The organism is uncultured Tissierella sp., assembly GCF_902479755.1.
GTDB classification, from domain to species: domain Bacteria; phylum Bacillota; class Clostridia; order Tissierellales; family Tissierellaceae; genus Tissierella; species Tissierella carlieri.
In genome coordinates this window covers 1-17,820 of record NZ_CABSQO010000015.1, presented here as the reverse complement: position 1 = coordinate 17,820, position 17,820 = coordinate 1, and the positions used below count along the sequence as shown (strand labels likewise).

Genomic DNA, 17,820 nt, shown 5'->3' with positions numbered 1-17,820 from the left:
TAATACTCCAGATGGGGAGGTTTTATACATGATTCAAGAAAAATATATTAAAGATCTTGATAAATTAGTAGAAATCGGAAAATCACAAGACTATAAAATCAATTCAATTACATTCTATAATTTACTTTCAACTTTTCCAAGTACTGAAAAAACTACAGAGATGTTAGATGAAATGGAGCAATATTTGAAGTTAAATAATATTGACATAATTTCTGATGGGGTAGAAATAGAAGAGGTTGACAGCACTAGTTTTAGTGAAATAGTTAGACCCTTTGATCCGAGTAAAATAGATATTGTTATGAAGCCAATGACAATGGACTCCTTATTGAAACGTATCTATAATGGAGAAATAAACCTGAATACAGATTTTCAGAGAAAAGGAGGCTTATGGACAAATGTAAAGAAAAGTCAGCTTATTGAATCATTAATATTGAAAATACCATTACCTGCTTTTTATTTTGATGCAAGTAATGACGATAATTGGCTTATAATTGATGGGCTACAAAGAATAACTGTTTTTAAGGAATTTATCGTTGATAAAACACTGAAACTTACAGGTCTGGAGTTTTTTGGTGATTTTAATGGATCAACTTATGATGATTTACCAAGAACCTTCACAAGAAGGATAGAAGAAGCGAGTATAATTGTTTATACTATTAATCCTGGAACACCGCAGAATGTTAAATATAATATTTTTAAAAGAATAAATACTGGAGGATTAGAACTTGAACCTCAAGAAATTAGACATGCTTTATATCAAGGAAAATCAACAGAACTAATTAAAGAAATGGCATTAATGGAGTCATTTTTAAAAGCTACAGGTAACAGTATTAAGACAGATAGAATGCTGGATAGAGAATTTGCTTTAAGATTTATTTCTGTTTGTTTTTATGGCATTGATAGATATGAAGGAAATTCTGATGAGTTTTTAAATACTACAATGGAATATGTAAATGGAATTAGCGAGGATGAAATAGAATTTATAAAGAATGAATTTCAAAAAATTATGATACTTGCAAATAGAATATTTGGTAGATATGCATTTAGAAAAATGGGGAGTGATAATAGAAAGAGACCTATTAATAAATCTGTATTTGAAATATGGTGTTACAATTTATTTAAATTAAATAAAAATCAATTACATCATTTAATAGAAAGAAGACAAATGGTGTGCAAAAGATTCATAGATTTATGCGAAAACGACTATATCTTTACCAATTACTTAAAAGCAAGCGATAAAGGCTCATTTAGAATGAGAATTTTCAGAGTGGAAGAACTTATAGAGGAGGTTTTATGTTGATAAATCGTATAGTTTTAAAAAACTTTAAATGTTTTGAAAACCTTGATATATCTATGTCCAATTTGAATTTATTATCAGGCATAAACAGTGTTGGAAAATCTACAATAATACAGGCACTTTTATTACTAAGACAATCTTTGGAACAAAATTCACTGCAAAAGGGAATCTTTTTAAATGGTGCTTATATAAAGATTGGTATGGGTAGAGATTTATTATATAATAATGCTTCCAATAGTGATGATATCAGTATTAGCCTTAAGGATGGACAAGGAAAAATTTTCAAATGGAGTTTTATTTATAATAAAGATTCGGATTTTCTAAATATTGATTATAGTAAGTCTATGAATATAGATAGTCCAAACTTATATACAGAAATAAACTTGTTTAATAATAGATTTGAATATCTTTCAGCAGAAAGAATAGCACCTAAAAGTAGTTATGAAAAGTCATATTATAAAGTTCATGAAAAAAATCAAATTGGAATTCATGGAGAATTAGCAACCTATTATTTAAATGAAAAATGGGATTCTAAAATTGAAAATAGCAGTGTAATACATGACCCCGAAAAAGATGAGAACCATCAATTTCAATATCAATTAGAGAAATGGTTAAGCGAAATAAGTCCAGGTCTTAAAATAACTACAGATGATTATAAGAATAGTACAGATTTTGTAGTATTGAGATATAGAATACCAGAAAATCAAACTGTAAATACATACAGTGCTCTTAATGTAGGATTTGGAATTACCTATGTATTGCCAGTTATAGTAACCTTACTAAAGGCAAAAAAAGGTGATTTGTTGATTATTGAAAATCCAGAAGCTCATTTACATCCGAGAGGACAAAGAAAAATGGGAGAATTGATTGCAAAGGCTGCAGCAGGTGGAGTTCAAATTATTATAGAAACCCATAGCGATCATGTTCTTAATGGGATAAGACTTTCAGTTAAAAATAAAGTTATAAAAAAAGAAGAGACAAGACTTTACTTTTTCAATAAAGTAACAGAAGATGGAATAACCAGACATAAGGAAATATCGCCTGAAATTTTAGAAGATGGTAGATTAACCTCATGGCCAGAAGGATTTTTTGATGAATGGGATAAAGCTATAGACGAGATGTTTTAAGGGGGATTTCATTATGCAAATGATATTTAATGAACTTTCTGCAGACTTTCCTACCTATACACGACAAGAAGGAAAAGATCGGATGTTTAATTTTTTAGAAACATATAAAAAAATGAAAAATATAATTAAAAATGATAGTGTAATAATAGACAAAGGATATAATGAAATTAAACTATCTCAAAATTATACTATATACCAATGGAGAGAAGATAAAAGTGTTGATAAAGAAATAAAAAGACTTTTTAGATCTTTTATCAATAAAGCAACTACTATTGATGAAATGGATTTTAAAGAGAATAGACTTGATCTAGAAATTTCTGAACTTAAGTACGAAGATAAAAATGCCATAGGATGTCTTATTGCGTATGAGACGGATAATCTTGTTATAAGTTTTCTAAGCCATGATTATTGGAGTAAAGAAATAATAGAAGGTAAATATTTTTCATTGAGAGATGATTTCGAATATGATGAACCACAAAAAGTTTGCGTGCAAAACGTTTCCAATGAAGAAAATATCAGAATATTTGAAAGGAATAATAACCATCTAAATTTCCAAGAACATTTTAAAATAGTTTCTGGAAGGGATTTATGGAATAAAAGAGAAATGTTATTTCCAAATTTGATATTTTGTGAAAATGTTAAATCTCAATTAATAAATGATGCACAGCACTTCCATATTTCTCAAATATTTAATAAACTCTTTATCCTCGATAGATATTTTGAAAAATATGATGGTAATTTTGACAAAGATGCAATACCTAACACAACTCCGGAATCATACTCTACATTAACGCAATACAAACAAGAACATAAATTTAGAACACCTGATGGTAAAGAGTTGATATTTAGTTGGCATGTACGATTCACAGGAAATTATGACGGGAGGATATTCTTTTATCCAGACAATAGCTGTAATAAATGTTATATTGGACATATTGGCAGGAAGCTACCTACAGTTAAATATCCAAGCTAAATAATATACTGGTAGATATAATTTTGTCATATGTAATTTACTATAAATATTTCTTATAACTTTAAACTAGATTTTTGTATTTAATGAAAATATTAAAAAATTTCTAGTTAATCTCAAAAATAATCAAACTTTTTTCAAAAATATTTAATAACTCAAAATAACAAAAGCTAAATTTTGATTAAACTTTTTTCAAAATTTAGCTTTTGTTATTTTTATAAAATCAATGCTTACAGAACTTATTTTAATTAAACTTTTTTACAAAACTACAGTAGTTGTAAAAAACATCAGGAACAGGAGTTTTGCACTTTCAAACTGTTCCTGATTTTTCTATGGGGGATAATCATGAAATATAATTGTACAAAAACAAAAAAAGAAATAATAATAAAGAAGTTAAAAGTGCTTATAGATTATAAAACCTTAATTGCAACTGTATTTTTAATTATAGGATACTTAAAGTCTTCTATTTTTATTTTTTTATTAGGTTCAACCTATTTTCTATTATATTTAGTAAATATAGTTCAATCATTATTAAGCAAACAAAAGGCTATATCCTTAGATTTTATACTTGAAGAAGATGAGTTGATAGCTAAAATAGAAAATCAGCAATTAATGTTTCCTTTTAGTGATATAAAAACAATGAAGGAAAATAAGCATAGCCTCATAATTAAAATGGATAAAAAATCTGGAACAGCCTTAAGGAGATTTGAAATACCATATGATTTAGAAGGCAAGCATATAGAATTTATAAAAGAGTTAAAGAATAAATATGAAAATTATAGACCAAAGAAAGATATAAAAGATAATCAAGAAGAATACATACTAAGATTTAAATTAAACCCTAAGCAGGGATTAATTAGGTATATGAAATATTCTAGGAGCGTTTGTATCAGTATATTTATGTCTATTATTTATATATTTTTTGCACTGATGTTAATAGATATTAAACCTTTTGCCAGTGCTATATTGATTTTTCTAACTGCATTGTTGTGGATAAGATATTATATTGATTATAGAAGGATTAAATCCAGTGAACCGATGATATGCTCAATAGGTAAATTAGATGATGAAAATATTGAGATTAAAGGGGATGCATTTAGGAGTATTGTTAAAATAGATAAAGCCCAATTGCTAAATATAAATGATAGTGAATATATTCTTAGTATTGAAGGGATAAAAAAGGATTCTTTTAGTTTTGCTGAGAATGAGATAATATTTGGTGATGTGGATAACCTTATCAAAATAATAGGTGAGTCTTATATAGATATAGATAATGGGAAACAACCACTTTTACCTATGATATTTGCAATAATTAGTATTTTATGTATTCCGTTGGTTGGTATTTTTGATACTCCGTTAGGGGCAAGTTTATTTATATTGCCTTATTTCTAGATTTTCTAATGTTAGTATTTTATATCAGTATTATCAGTAGAACTTAGTAAAAATTTTTAAATATTGAAGTACAAAAAAATCATAAGGTAAATTGAGGTGAGGATATAGACAATAAGTTATTTACGGTGAAGACTGGTATGGCAGAAGAAGACTATCATAAGTTTTTATTATGAATCAGGCATCTTTAATAAGAAAAAAAGACATAGATGAGAAGACTACTGAAAAGTTAAGAACCTTATATAAAAAGGAAATGGGAGATAAATATAGAAGAATTTAAATTATAAAGACAGGAGATGTTCATTAGAGAACCTCTTGTCTTTTTGTTTTTCTATTAATTATAGTTGTATTTATCTAAGACCAAGAATATAATATTTATATCCCCCATAGGGGGATATAAATATTATGGAGGAAGATATGATATGGAAAATAAATCAACCTTTTTTAAAAGATTTGATAAAGAAAGTATTGTTGCTATAGTGACTTTAGCTTTGCCAGCAATGATTGAAAATATCTTACAGGTTCTTATTGGAGTTGTTGATACATATTTTATTGGGAAAATTGGAACAGAAGCTATAGCTGGTGTCGGAATAACAAATCTGATTATGAATATTTATATTGCCTTTTTTCTTGCACTAGGAGTGGGGACTACTGCCATTGTATCGAGAAATATAGGTGCTAATAATATTGAAAATGCTAATAATGCAGTAAGACAATCCATTATAATGGCTTTAAGTATAGGTACAATATTTGGAATAATAAACTTCATTTTTTCTAAAGATATATTACTTATTTTAGGTGCAGAAGGAAGAGTAATTCAATATGCCTTACCTTATTTTTTCTCTGTAGCAGTTCCATCAGTTTTCTTATGCCTTATGATGATTTTATCTAGTAGTTTACGGGGGGCTGGAGATACTAAAACTCCTATGAAAGTAGCTATTGTATCAAATGCTATTAATATAGTTCTTGATTATTTATTAATATTTGGTATATTTAATTTTAATGGACTTGGAATATTGGGAGCGGGCATAGCCACGACAATATCTAGAATATTTGGAGTTACTCTTTTACTAAGAAAGATTAATAGTGATAAAACAAAAATACATATCAATATATTGGATAAATGGCATATTGATAAAGATATTTTGAAGTCCATTACAAAAATAGGGTTACCAGCTGCACTTGAAAAACTAATTATGAGATTTGGACAGCTTGTATATGGTGGTATGATAATAAAAATTGGTACTGAAGCATATGCGGCTCATAATATCGCGGGAACCATAGAAACATTTTCTTACTTACCAGGAATGGGGTTTGGAGTAGCAGCGGCTACCCTTGTTGGACAAAGTCTTGGTGCAAAGAAAACTGATGAAGCCCAAAAATATGGATTGATATCTTATTTTCTTGCAACAGGATTTATGGTAGCAGTAGGTGCCGTTTTCTATATATTTGCTCCATTTCTAGCAGGCTTATTTAGTGAAGATTTAGAAGTAATTGACCTAGTTGTTAAAGTACTTAGAATTATAGCATTAGTTCAACCATTTTTGTGTATAACCCTTGTGATTACTTCTGCACTCCAAGGAGCAGGAGATACAAAATTTCCAATGTACTCAACTTTTATTGGGATATGGGGAGTACGAGTATTGGGAGTATATCTATTAGGAATAAGATTAAATTGGGGATTAGTTGGTGTATGGTTGGCAATTTCTATAGACATAATAGTCAGGGGAATTATTTTAATGGTTCGTTTTATGAGAGGTAAATGGAAAGAGATAAAAATATAATAATGTAATTTTATAGAAGGAGTGATATAAATATGAACGAACATAACCATCCTCATGGTAAACAAGTCATTAATAGAATGGCAAGAATAATTGGACATGCAGAAGCGGTAAAAAGAATGCTAGAAGAAGGAAAAGAATGTAGTGAAATACTTATACAAATAGCGGCAGTTAAGTCTGCACTTAATAATGCCGGAAAGTTAATTTTACAAGATCATATAAATCACTGTATTTTACAAGCTATTGAAAACAATGATAATGAGCCATTAGAGAAATTAAATGCTGCTATAGATAAGTTTATTAAATAATCATTCATTAGCATATATAATGACTTGATAATTTGAGCATAGTATTGACACTACGAACATTGTTCTATATACTTATTAATGAGATAAGGGAGTAGTTAGCACAATAAGAATTGTGTAATAAAGTCAACATACTGATAAAATTTATCTGGCTTTATTTTAAATAATGAGACTTGTCTGCAGAAAAAACTGCAGATAAGTCTTTTTTTATTAGAAAAATTAAAGGATAAAGGAGAGCAGAATATGAGTTTATTTGAATTGTTTATTATTGCAGTTGGGTTATCAATGGATGCATTTGCAGTGGCAATTTGTAAAGGGTTGTCTATGGGTAAGATTAGTATTAAAAAAGCTGGAATAGTAGGATTATATTTTGGGACCTTCCAAGGGGGAATGCCTTTGATAGGATATTTTTTAGGAGTAAGGTTTCATGATAAAATTACATCTATGGACCATTGGATAGCATTTATATTGCTTGCATTTATTGGTTTAAACATGATTCGAGAATCAAGAAATTGTGAATGTGAGAATGAAGATGACTCTATACATAATAAGAGTATGAATGATTCACTTAGCTTCAAAAACATGTCTGTTTTAGCAATTGCAACAAGTATTGATGCTTTAGCAATAGGAGTTACCTTCGCATTTCTTAAGGTAAATATTACTCCAGCAGTTTCATTTATTGGAATCGTTACTTTTATATTATCAATGATTGGCGTTAAGATAGGGAATGCATTCGGAAATAAATGTAAATCAAAAGCAGAGCTTATAGGTGGATTGATTTTAATATTTATGGGCTTTAAAATTTTGCTTAGTCATATAGGAATAATTAATTTTTAAGTTAGAATTACATATTTATATATAAAAAAATGAATATGAATATTTGAACAAATACTCATATGACTATTGACATTTAAGAAGTATGATAATATAATAAATATATAATACATGAATGATTGCACAATTGTTCAAGTGAAATATCTTAAAAAGAGGTGATAATATGACTAAAAATTTTAATTCAGTTGAAAAATGTGATTGCAATGTAATTCATGAGGATGTTGTAAATCAAGTTAAAGATAAAATGCCAGAAGAAGAAAATCTTTATGATCTAGCAGAATTATTTAAGGTATTTGGAGATTCAACACGAATTAAGATCCTATGGGCTTTAAATGAAGCTGAGATGTGTGTTTGTGATATTGCTGCCTTGTTGAATATGACCCAATCGGCAATTTCTCATCAGCTAAGAGTCTTAAGGCAAGCTACCTTAGTGAAAAATAGAAAAGAAGGAAAAGTAGTGTATTATTCTTTAGATGATGAACACGTAAAACATATATTTGATCAAGGCTTGATTCACATAAATGAGAAGAAATAAGCAGCATAAAGAAATATTTTTTTGTACTTAATATGAATAAGTATTCATATATTCATATAAATACTTAATGATTTAACAAAATATCAAAGTCATAGAGTAAATAAAATAATAATATTTAAGGGGGAAGTAATAATGAAAAAGAAATTTATACTTGAAGGTTTAGATTGTGCACATTGTGCCTCAAAGATGGAAACGGCAATTAGTAAACTTGATGGTGTTAAGGAAACTAGTGTCAATTTCATGACTAAAAAACTTATTATTGATGGAGAAGATGAAAAGATATCTTCAATTGTACAAGAAGCAGAAAAAATCATCAACGATTTAGAACCAGATGTTGTTATGAAAAAGGCATAAGGAGCTGAGTAGTCATGAAAAAGCGTCTTTGGCGGATAATCATTGGTGCAGTAGTTTTTGTTGCAGCAGTGGCTATTGATTTAAAGGTTGAATGGTTGCAGATTGCTTTGTTTATAATTAGTTATATCATTGTAGGTGGAGATATAGTTAAAAAAGCTATTAGGAATATTTCCAGAGGTAAAGTTTTTGACGAAAACTTTTTAATGAGTATCGCTACGATTGGTGCATTTCTAATTGGTGAGTATCCAGAAGGCGTTGCAGTTATGTTATTCTATCAAGTGGGTGAGCTGTTTCAAAGCTATGCCGTTGATAAGTCGAGAAGGTCAATTTCAAATCTTATGGACATTCGACCAGATTATGCAAATCTAAAGAAGGGTGACGATATTGTCAAAGTTGATCCTGATGAAGTTAAAGTCGGGGATATTATTGTAATTAAGGCTGGGGAAAAAGTTCCATTGGATGGTAAGATCATTGAAGGAAGTTCAATGTTAGATACTATAGCCTTAACAGGAGAATCTGTTCCTCGGGAAGCAGGGGTAGGAAGTGACATCCTAAGTGGGTGCATTAACATAAACGGAGTTATTACAGTAGAGGTTGCTAAGGAATTTGAAGAATCTACTGTAAGTAAGATTCTTGATTTAGTTGAAAATGCAAGTAGTAAGAAATCCAATTCAGAACAATTTATTACTAAGTTTGCTAGATATTATACACCAGTTGTTGTAATCATCGCTGCTATTCTAGCTATTGTACCGCCTCTTATTATAGCAGAAGCAACCTTTAGTGATTGGATATATAGAGCATTATCATTCCTTGTAGTATCTTGCCCTTGTGCTTTAGTTATTTCAATTCCTTTGAGCTTCTTTGGAGGAATAGGAGGGGCTTCAAGAAAGGGAGTTTTAGTTAAAGGTAGTAATTATTTAGAAGCATTAGCAAAAACTGAAATTGTTGTTTTTGATAAAACTGGAACTTTAACAAAGGGTGTATTTAATGTACAGGAGATTCATTCTGAAGGAGTGTCAAAAGAAGAATTATTGGAATTAACTGCATATGCAGAAAGTTATTCCAACCATCCAATTTCTCTCTCATTAAAAAATGCTTATGGGAAAGAAATAGATAATGGACGTATTACAGATGTGGAAGAAATATCAGGTCATGGAATTATTGCAACAGTTGATGGAAATAAGGTTATAGCAGGAAACATCAAACTCATGAAAAAGATGAAAATTTCTTATTTTGAGGGAGAAGTCATTGGTACAGTAGTTCATGTTGCAATTAATGACAAATATGCAGGGTATATTGTAATTGCAGATGAATTAAAGAAGGATTCAGCCCAAGCAATCAAAGTATTGAAGGAAGCTGATATTAAGAAGACTGTTATGCTAACTGGTGATAATAAACATATTGCTTCAAAGGTTGCTAAAGAGTTAGGTATTGATAAAGTTTATGCAGAATTATTGCCAGCTGATAAAGTTGAAAAACTAGAAGAGTTATTTTCTCAGAAGTCCAACAAAGGTAAGCTTGCTTTTGTTGGTGATGGAATAAACGATGCACCTGTATTAGCTCGTGCAGATATTGGAATAGCAATGGGAGGATTAGGCTCTGATGCGGCTATTGAGGCTGCTGATGTTGTAATTATGACTGATGAACCATCAAAGATTTCTACTGCAATGAAAATTTCTAAAAAGACATTAAAAATTGCATATCAAAATATAGCATTTGCAATTGGAATAAAGGTAATAGTTCTTATTCTCAGTGCCCTTGGTATAACTACTATGTGGGCAGCTATATTTGCAGATGTAGGAGTAACTATTATCGCCATATTAAATGCATTTAGAGCGCTGAATGTAAAAAATCTATAAATAATTGCTGAGATGTTGTATAAGAAAAACTCTTTATGTTTAATATTTAAACGTAAAGAGTTTTGTTATATATGATGTAAAATGTCAGGAGAGGTCAGATGAAAATAGGGCTGTCACCTTCTTTGAAGTATCTCTATTTTTAATTATCTGCTAATTTTATCTTATTAGCTAGATTTTTTAGACTTTCTGCTAGCTCTGCTAAGGAATCCGTTGAACTAGTTATTTCTCCCATTGAAGACATCTGTTCTTCTGTAACCGTTGAAACACCGTTAATCTCCTTAGTAACTTCATTGGTAATTGTTTCTGCCCTAATCATGGAATTCATAGCATTATGAAGATTATCTTCAACACTGGCTATGGCTACAGTACTTTCATTAATTTCTTCAACTACACTATCAATTGTAGTTGCTATTTCATCAAAGACTATTTTAGTTTCATTTACTTTAATAACACCTTTATTAATTTCACAATCACTATACTCCATGTTCTGGTTTGCAAAATCAATTATATCTTGGTTGTCTTTAATTAATTTATTGATTTGATTAGTAGAGGACTTTGTTTGATCTGCTAGAAGTCGAATTTCTTCAGCTACAACAGCGAAGCCTCTTCCATATTCACCAGCTCGAGCTGCCTCTATTGCTGCATTTAAGGCTAGTAAATTAGTTTTCTCTGCTACTTCCTCTATAACTAAAAGTATCTCATCCATTTCTCTAGAACTAATATTAATATTTTCTAGGGAGAGTCTTACTTTTTGTGAGCTATCCTTAATATTTGCCATTTGGACAATGACTTCCTCAATTGATGCTTTACCTTTATTTGCATTAGAATGAGACTTCTTACTAAGACTTTCCACATCTTTTATTTGCTTCAATACAAAATTAAAACTATGGTTTACATTCTTCATTTCATTAGATACATCAATTATTTCATGTAATTGAATATTAGCCTTAGAAGTTATACTATTTGCTGCCTCAGCAACTGAATTTGATGAGGCATATGATTCCTGTGTGATAGCAGCCAATCTCATAGATGAAGAAGATAATGAATGAGATGAAGTCTGAATCTCATGGGCAAAGGATTTAATGCTATTTATTACCGACTGGATTGATTTGGCCATTATACCAATCTCATCTTCCCTGTTTATAATCTTTTTATCTATGGAAAAACTTAGGTCTAATTCAGCCAAACTTGTAGTTTGACTGCTGATATTGACTATTCTCTTAGATAGATTTTTAGATATAAAATATGACAATACTATACCAAATATAAGTGCTAATATAACTATGGCAGGCAGAGAAGTATTTAATCTATTTAGTCCAGAGAGAATTTCCTTTTCAGTAATATGAACTAAGACAGTCCAGCCTTTCGATGGAACTGGAGCATAACCTATATATACTTTCTCACCATTTTGTTCATACCAATCTATTCCAACATTTTTCTCCTTAATTTCTTGTAGTATATTATTTATTTGTTTTTCTGAGCCTCTATCAACTTTGCCAATTAAGTCTCTGAAATTTATCTTAGTAGATTCATTTTCTCTATTTATAGCTAAAGTTGGATGAGATATAACATCTATATTTTCGTCTATTATATAAGCATAACCCGTTTCACCAATATGAATATCCTGAGCGATTTCATAGAATTCCTCTGCATCTTTATATGCTACTATTACTCCTACTACCTTCCTATCATGCTTTAAAGGAGCTGCCATAGCTATATCTACTTGTCCGGATTCTTCTCTATAGAAAGGTGCAGAGAAAGATGGTAGACCTAGATTAGCTTGTTTAAAAAACCAAAGATCACTAATATCTACTACTTTATTATTATCCAGCCTAAGATAGCCATCAGTAGTAGCTATACCAATATTTGATAAATTAAGTCTCTTTTTTTCCATCTGAAGATAATCTAGTTTTTCTTCCCATGAATTATCTACATTACTTAGTAGCTCTAAGGAACCTAAGGAATTGATCGAAATTAAATAATTTTTGATTCTCTCATCTACTATAAGGCCTGAATCATGGGCCTTATTAAGAAGTAATTCCTTTGATGTATTTATAAGTGAATCCTTTGCAATTATGTATGCAGTCAAACTAACTGTTCCAGATAATAATACAATGATTAATACAACTGTAAGTAATAACGCGGTACCTATACTCCTGAATCTAAATAGTTTATTAAGACAACTATTTATGTTTTTAAATATAGATTTTATTAGATTAAGGGCTTTCAACTATACCATCTCCTTAGTATGACTATATTAACAATTATTTTATAGATTGATTTTAACACTCGGATGTTAAAGCCATGTTAATTTTTACCAAGATAATATTAAGTCTATGTAAATTTTAGGAGATAGAGATATAAAAAACTACTAATCTAAATAGATTAGCAGTTTTTTAAGCTATTTTATATAATTATCAAAATATCCTTGAATATAAATTATAGGTGTCCCCTTATCTCCGCTACCAGAAGTTAAGTCTGAAAGAGAACCTATTAAATCAGTAAGTCTTCTAGGAGTAGTTCCTTGAGATGCCATATTTCCAACAAGAGAAGATTCTTTGTTTTCAATATATTTAGAAATAGCTTTCTTTAACTCTTCTCCTCTTAAGTCAGCAAAATCATTATCAGCTAAGTATTTTAGTTTTACTTCTGAAGGAGTCCCTTCTAGACCTGATGTATATCCAGGAGAAACTACTGGATCAGCTAATTCCCAAATCTTGCCTACAGGATCTTTAAAAGCGCCATCTCCATAGACCATAACTTCAACGGTTTTACCTGTTTTTTCTTTAATCAACTCTTGAATATTATCTACAATTGGTTGACAATCTCTAGGAAATAATTTTATTTTATCCTCTGTTGATTTATTTGAGCCAAGTAAACCATATTTTTCATTATATCCGCTACCATCTATGGAATAGTTAAGAATATCATCAAGACCATAGATTTTTTCTCCGCCATTTTCTTTTAATAATCTCTTTGTTCTAAATCTAGTATGGATATCACATGCAATTACATTTTTTGTATAATCTAAAATAGTTTTTGGATTATTTGAAAATATTATTTCGCAGTCAACATCATATTCGGCTATTATTGACTTATAATATTCTATATAATCTACACCAGTAAAGGGGTGTAAAGTATATCCAAAGTACTCTCTAAATTCTTTTTCACTTAATACATCTGTCCAAGGATTTACTCCCTTTATATCAAGTACATCCATATCTACTAGATGGTTACCTACTTCATCAGAAGGATAACTTAACATTAAAATTATCTTTTTTGCTCCCTTAGCAATACCTCTTAATATAATGGCAAAACGGTTACGACTTAAGATTGGAAATACTAGACCAATGGTTTCATCACCAAATTTTTCTTTAACATCCTTAGCAATAGTATCCACATTAGCATAATTACCTTGAGCGCGAGCAACTATAGATTCTGTTATGGTAATTATATCTCTATCATGGACTGTAAAGCCTTCAACTTCAGAAGCCTTTATAACACAATCAACTACCATATCTGCAATGCTGTCACCTTCTTTAATAATAGGGGCTCTCAAACCTCTAACAACGGTTCCTACTACTCTTTCCATTTACATCGCTCCTTTAATATCATCTTATTGGATATCTTACACTTTTAATATATAATATATTATGGTATAAGTAAAATAGATATATAGTATAATAGATATAAGGAGTGGTTATATGTCTATTAGGTTAGAACTTTATAAAATATTTGATAAGGTAGCAAGATGTCAAAGTTTTTCCAAGGCTGCTAAGGAATTATACATGACGCAGCCTGCCGTAAGCCAAGCTATAATGCAACTAGAAGATGAACTGAAAATTAGACTTTTTACCCGTACACCGAGAGGAGTAATACTTACAAATGAGGGAAAAATGCTGTTTGAATATACTAATTCTGCAATTAGTTTATTAGACACAGGTGAAAAAAAGATAAAGGAGTCTAGAGATTTAAAAGAGGGAGAGTTAAAAATTGGAGTTAGTGATACAATTTCTAGATATTATTTATTGCCATATCTAGAAAAGTTTCATAAATCATATCCTAATATTAAGTTGAAAATAATTAACCGTACTACAGAAGAACTTTGTAATTTGATAAAATCAGGTGAAATAGATATTGGAATATGTAATCTACCAGTAAAGGATAACTCGTTAGATATAAGAAAGTGTAAAGATATACAAGATATTTTTGTATTTGGTGAGAAATATAAAGATATGATTTCAAAGACCATTACTTATGAAGAGTTATTAAACTATCCTCTAATATTTTTAGATAATAGATCAAGATCAAGACAGTATGTAGAAGGCTATCTATTTTCCAAGGGAATAAAAGTAATTCCAGAAATTGAACTAGGTTCTCATGATTTACTTCTAGAATTTGCTAAAATAGGATTGGGACTGGCTTGTGTAGTTAGAGAATTTTCAGAGGATTATCTATATGGAGGGTGTCTCTATGAGGTTAATCTTTTAGAAGATATTCCTAAAAGGGGTATTGGAATTTGTTCGTTAAAAGGAGTTTCTCTATCCCCTTCATCAGAAAAGTTTGTAGAGTATTTAGTGAAATAAGTTTAGATATGTTGCAAAGTTAATGTATTAATAGTAAAATATTAACAAAATATAAACTAGGAGAAATGCATATGAATTGGTTAAATAAGCTTATGAATGGAAGATATGGTGGAGATCAGCTTTCAATCGTATTAATACTACTGTCTTTGCTATTGACTTTATCTGGTAGATTAGCTAATATTCCTTTAATTTCATTTATTGGTTATGTGCCTTTGGGCATAAGTATTTTTAGAATGTTTTCAAAGGATATTTCTAAGCGTAGAATGGAAAATTATAAGTTTGCAATTTTTATGAGTCCTGTTTATTCCCGGTTTAAAAATATTGAAAGTCGTTTCAAAGACAGGAAAACTCATAAATACCTTAAATGTCCGAGTTGTAATTCAAGGTTAAGACTTCCAAAGGGAAAAGGAAAGTTAGTTGTTACTTGTCCAAAATGTAAGGAAAAATTTGAAAAAAGAACATAATAGGATTAATTTAATAAAGAGGAGCAGGTCGCTAAATGAATATATTTAACAAGATATGGGGTAAAACTTTATATGGCATTGCTAGTGTTACTTCTGTAATATTTGATGTTTTCATTGGTATTGTAGAATTTATAGTAGGGCTTGTAATAAATATTGGGAGAGGATTTCTTGCTCTTATATCAATGGGTGGCTGTTTATTGATTATGGTATTAGGGCCAGCGCTATTATTTAATCCCATAACATTTTTTACTATACTTTTTCTAGTTATATTTCCAATATTAGGAACAAAGTTTGTATCCTATTTAAAATACATAAGGTATATGATAACTGAGTTTCTATTTGATCATGCTGACAACTTAATAAATGGACGAAAAGCTGAATTTGGATCATTTAATGAGTATGGAAATAAGTACAAGAGGATGGAAGAAGAAAAAAGAAGAAAAGAGCAGCAACGACGACAGGCGGAAGAACAGAGACAATGGGAAGAAAGATTCAGACAATGGAGTGAGTACCAAAATTCTCAAAGAGGAAATAATTACGGTGGATATGGGAACTACGGTGGAAACTATCAAAATACGGGTTATGGAAATACCTATGTAAATCCAAATATTGAATTCAAAAATAAATACGAAAAGAGTTGTGATTTGCTAGGTGTTGGATATGAATCAGATAAGTATCAAATAAAATTAGCATATAGAAAAAAAGCAAAGGAGTATCATCCGGATTTAAACAAATCCCCAGATGCAACAACAATGTTTCAACAAATAAACAATGCATATGAGTTTTTGAATGATGATAATATAGAAAGATATAAGAGTATCAGATAGTAAATTCTCTGTTCATCAAAGTGAAAGTTAATAAATATATTTTTAAAATAAAGATTTGCAAAAAAGAAAAAAGGAGAATAAATTATGCTTGAATACAAATTTGATACCCAGCTGTTAATTGCAGGTCATGATCTTTCAGAAGATGCAATAAATGAATATATTACAAAAAATATTGAAGGTGATTGTCTCCTTGCTGTAGGCGATAAGGATTTAATAAAGATTCATTTCCATACAGCCACTCCATGGAAGGTGCTAGAATATTGTGCTTCCCTAGGAGAGATATTTGACGTAGTTGTAGAGAATATGGAACGTCAAGAAAATGGATTGCAGGGTTAAATTTATAGTTGGATTAGAAATATAATGAAAACCAAGGGCATCATCCTTTCAAAAAGATGATGCCCTTAAAATATTTTATATAAGCATACTATGAGCTTTCTATAGTAATTCCTTTCTCAATTCTTCACCTGTCTTAGGTGATAAGTATCCTAGGGGAACATCAAATATAGTTATAGCACCGGTTTTGCCTTCACATGCCATTCTATGGACTGCTCTAGCATAGGCGACTAAAACTGATGAGGTAAATTCTGGATTACTTTCAAGAGTTAAATTAAATTCCATTTTTTGCTTAGTATCAAGTCCAGTATTACCAGTTCGAATGACAAATCCTCCATGAGGCATCTTACTATGGTTTATCTTTAGCTCTTCTTCAGATATGAAAGATATAGAGGTATCATATCCTGCAAAATAATTAGGCATAATTCTTATTTCGTTTTCTATTCTATTTAAATCCTCATTATCCTCGCATACTACGTAACAAATTCTTTTGTGCCTTTCACAGGGAGGAACATTTATATCTTCACAATTTCTGACCTTATCTAGAACTTCTTTGACGGGTACAGTATATTGTACTCCATTTTTTACACCTTTAATTCTTCTTATGGCATCTGAATGACCTTGACTCACTCCATTGCCCCAAAAGGTATAATCTCTGCCATTAGGTAATACACACTGACCTAACAGTCTATTAAGTGAAAAGAGTCCTGGGTCCCAGCCAATAGATATAAGACTCAAGTTCTTTGATTTAGATGATACACCATTAATTTTATCAAAGTATTCAGGAATTCTTCCATGGTTGTCAAAACTATCTACTGTGTTGAAGTATTCTGCTACCATAGGTCCTTGTTCATCTAAATCCTTTGCTGAACCTCCGCATAGTATCATTACATCGATTTTATCTTTATAATCTAGTATATTAGAGATGTTTTCTACCTTAGATTCTGTGTCTAATGAATTAGGCTCCCTTCTAGTAAATATGGCAATGAGTTCCATATCTGGATTTTGATTTATAGCTAGTTCAGCTCCCTGACCTAGATTTCCGTACCCTACTATTCCAATTTTTATCTTGTTATTCATAACACGCCTCCATAAATAAAATATCGTTTTGTAAACTTAAATGAAAATTGAGGACTCCAACCTCTGTATGGTACAATGT

The 17,820-nt window shown here is 30.1% G+C and carries 17 protein-coding genes; 14 read left to right on the top strand and 3 right to left on the bottom strand.

Annotated elements, in window-relative coordinates; genetic code table 11:
* Positions 1-28: 28 nt before the first annotated feature.
* From RDK80_RS09495 to RDK80_RS09450, 10 genes are all read left to right on the top strand, one after another.
* Positions 29-1,300, top strand: coding sequence for a DUF262 domain-containing protein (locus tag RDK80_RS09495; protein ID WP_308524142.1), 1,272 nt, complete (start codon positions 29-31; stop codon positions 1,298-1,300).
* Positions 1,297-2,424 carry a DUF3696 domain-containing protein gene (locus RDK80_RS09490; protein WP_308524141.1) on the top strand — a complete coding sequence of 376 codons (1,128 nt, stop codon included), beginning with the start codon at positions 1,297-1,299 and terminating at the stop codon, positions 2,422-2,424. The genes RDK80_RS09495 and RDK80_RS09490 overlap by 4 nt, the downstream gene beginning before the upstream one ends.
* Positions 2,425-2,437: 13 nt before the next feature.
* Complete coding sequence (locus RDK80_RS09485) at positions 2,438-3,397, top strand: hypothetical protein (protein WP_308524140.1); 960 nt, start codon at positions 2,438-2,440, stop codon at positions 3,395-3,397.
* Between the two features lie 342 nt (positions 3,398-3,739).
* Positions 3,740-4,786 carry a hypothetical protein gene (locus RDK80_RS09480; protein WP_308524139.1) on the top strand — a complete coding sequence of 349 codons (1,047 nt, stop codon included), beginning with the start codon at positions 3,740-3,742 and terminating at the stop codon, positions 4,784-4,786.
* A 419-nt stretch (positions 4,787-5,205) separates the two neighbouring features.
* Complete coding sequence (locus RDK80_RS09475) at positions 5,206-6,567, top strand: MATE family efflux transporter (RefSeq protein WP_308524138.1); 1,362 nt, start codon at positions 5,206-5,208, stop codon at positions 6,565-6,567.
* Positions 6,568-6,599: 32 nt separating this feature from the next.
* Positions 6,600-6,872, top strand: coding sequence for a metal-sensing transcriptional repressor (locus RDK80_RS09470; protein WP_308524137.1), 273 nt, complete (start codon positions 6,600-6,602; stop codon positions 6,870-6,872).
* Positions 6,873-7,112: 240 nt separating this feature from the next.
* On the top strand, positions 7,113-7,706 hold the full coding sequence (locus RDK80_RS09465) for a manganese efflux pump MntP family protein (protein ID WP_308524136.1): 594 nt from the start codon (positions 7,113-7,115) through the stop codon (positions 7,704-7,706).
* Positions 7,707-7,866: 160 nt separating this feature from the next.
* Complete coding sequence (locus RDK80_RS09460) at positions 7,867-8,238, top strand: metalloregulator ArsR/SmtB family transcription factor (protein WP_094901482.1); 372 nt, start codon at positions 7,867-7,869, stop codon at positions 8,236-8,238.
* 132 nt (positions 8,239-8,370) lie between these two features.
* Positions 8,371-8,592 (top strand): cation transporter, encoded by a 222-nt coding sequence (locus RDK80_RS09455; protein WP_308524135.1) that lies wholly within the window; start codon positions 8,371-8,373, stop codon positions 8,590-8,592.
* A gap of 14 nt (positions 8,593-8,606) precedes the next feature.
* Positions 8,607-10,451: a heavy metal translocating P-type ATPase gene (locus tag RDK80_RS09450; RefSeq protein ID WP_094901486.1), complete on the top strand. Its 1,845-nt coding sequence runs from the start codon at positions 8,607-8,609 to the stop codon at positions 10,449-10,451.
* A 139-nt stretch (positions 10,452-10,590) separates the two neighbouring features.
* Here RDK80_RS09450 and RDK80_RS09445 read toward each other — a convergent pair whose 3' ends face one another.
* Both RDK80_RS09445 and RDK80_RS09440 read right to left on the bottom strand, forming a co-directional pair.
* On the bottom strand, positions 10,591-12,681 hold the full coding sequence (locus tag RDK80_RS09445) for a methyl-accepting chemotaxis protein (protein WP_308524134.1): 2,091 nt from the start codon (positions 12,679-12,681) through the stop codon (positions 10,591-10,593).
* Positions 12,682-12,852: 171 nt separating this feature from the next.
* Positions 12,853-14,043, bottom strand: coding sequence for a coenzyme F420-0:L-glutamate ligase (locus tag RDK80_RS09440; RefSeq protein WP_094901492.1), 1,191 nt, complete (start codon positions 14,041-14,043; stop codon positions 12,853-12,855).
* Between the two features lie 112 nt (positions 14,044-14,155).
* Between RDK80_RS09440 and RDK80_RS09435 the strand changes: the two genes are divergently transcribed.
* The 4 genes from RDK80_RS09435 to RDK80_RS09420 all read left to right on the top strand — a co-directional run bounded on the left by RDK80_RS09435 (position 14,156) and on the right by RDK80_RS09420 (position 16,664).
* Positions 14,156-15,037, top strand: coding sequence for a LysR family transcriptional regulator (locus tag RDK80_RS09435; protein WP_308524133.1), 882 nt, complete (start codon positions 14,156-14,158; stop codon positions 15,035-15,037).
* Positions 15,038-15,108: 71 nt separating this feature from the next.
* Positions 15,109-15,501, top strand: coding sequence for a hypothetical protein (locus RDK80_RS09430; protein ID WP_094901496.1), 393 nt, complete (start codon positions 15,109-15,111; stop codon positions 15,499-15,501).
* 35 nt (positions 15,502-15,536) lie between these two features.
* Entirely contained in the window at positions 15,537-16,328 is a 792-nt protein-coding gene (locus RDK80_RS09425) for a DnaJ domain-containing protein (RefSeq protein WP_308524132.1), read from the top strand.
* 84 nt (positions 16,329-16,412) lie between these two features.
* Positions 16,413-16,664 (top strand): kinase to dihydroxyacetone kinase, encoded by a 252-nt coding sequence (locus RDK80_RS09420; RefSeq protein WP_094901500.1) that lies wholly within the window; start codon positions 16,413-16,415, stop codon positions 16,662-16,664.
* A 99-nt stretch (positions 16,665-16,763) separates the two neighbouring features.
* On the opposite strand, the gene RDK80_RS09415 is transcribed toward RDK80_RS09420, so the two are convergent.
* On the bottom strand, positions 16,764-17,741 hold the full coding sequence (locus tag RDK80_RS09415) for a diaminopimelate dehydrogenase (protein WP_308524131.1): 978 nt from the start codon (positions 17,739-17,741) through the stop codon (positions 16,764-16,766).
* Positions 17,742-17,820 lie beyond the last annotated feature (79 nt).

Coding starts and splice junctions, on each gene's coding strand:
- RDK80_RS09455 (WP_308524135.1), top strand. CDS start 8,371: ATGAAAAAGAAATTTATACTTGAAGGTTTAGATTGTGCACATTGTGCC.
- RDK80_RS09435 (WP_308524133.1), top strand. CDS start 14,156: ATGTCTATTAGGTTAGAACTTTATAAAATATTTGATAAGGTAGCAAGA.
- RDK80_RS09495 (WP_308524142.1), top strand. CDS start 29: ATGATTCAAGAAAAATATATTAAAGATCTTGATAAATTAGTAGAAATC.
- RDK80_RS09450 (WP_094901486.1), top strand. CDS start 8,607: ATGAAAAAGCGTCTTTGGCGGATAATCATTGGTGCAGTAGTTTTTGTT.
- RDK80_RS09415 (WP_308524131.1), bottom strand. CDS start 17,741: ATGAATAACAAGATAAAAATTGGAATAGTAGGGTACGGAAATCTAGGT.
- RDK80_RS09440 (WP_094901492.1), bottom strand. CDS start 14,043: ATGGAAAGAGTAGTAGGAACCGTTGTTAGAGGTTTGAGAGCCCCTATT.
- RDK80_RS09430 (WP_094901496.1), top strand. CDS start 15,109: ATGAATTGGTTAAATAAGCTTATGAATGGAAGATATGGTGGAGATCAG.
- RDK80_RS09470 (WP_308524137.1), top strand. CDS start 6,600: ATGAACGAACATAACCATCCTCATGGTAAACAAGTCATTAATAGAATG.
- RDK80_RS09460 (WP_094901482.1), top strand. CDS start 7,867: ATGACTAAAAATTTTAATTCAGTTGAAAAATGTGATTGCAATGTAATT.
- RDK80_RS09420 (WP_094901500.1), top strand. CDS start 16,413: ATGCTTGAATACAAATTTGATACCCAGCTGTTAATTGCAGGTCATGAT.
- RDK80_RS09465 (WP_308524136.1), top strand. CDS start 7,113: ATGAGTTTATTTGAATTGTTTATTATTGCAGTTGGGTTATCAATGGAT.
- RDK80_RS09480 (WP_308524139.1), top strand. CDS start 3,740: ATGAAATATAATTGTACAAAAACAAAAAAAGAAATAATAATAAAGAAG.
- RDK80_RS09425 (WP_308524132.1), top strand. CDS start 15,537: ATGAATATATTTAACAAGATATGGGGTAAAACTTTATATGGCATTGCT.
- RDK80_RS09485 (WP_308524140.1), top strand. CDS start 2,438: ATGCAAATGATATTTAATGAACTTTCTGCAGACTTTCCTACCTATACA.
- RDK80_RS09475 (WP_308524138.1), top strand. CDS start 5,206: ATGGAAAATAAATCAACCTTTTTTAAAAGATTTGATAAAGAAAGTATT.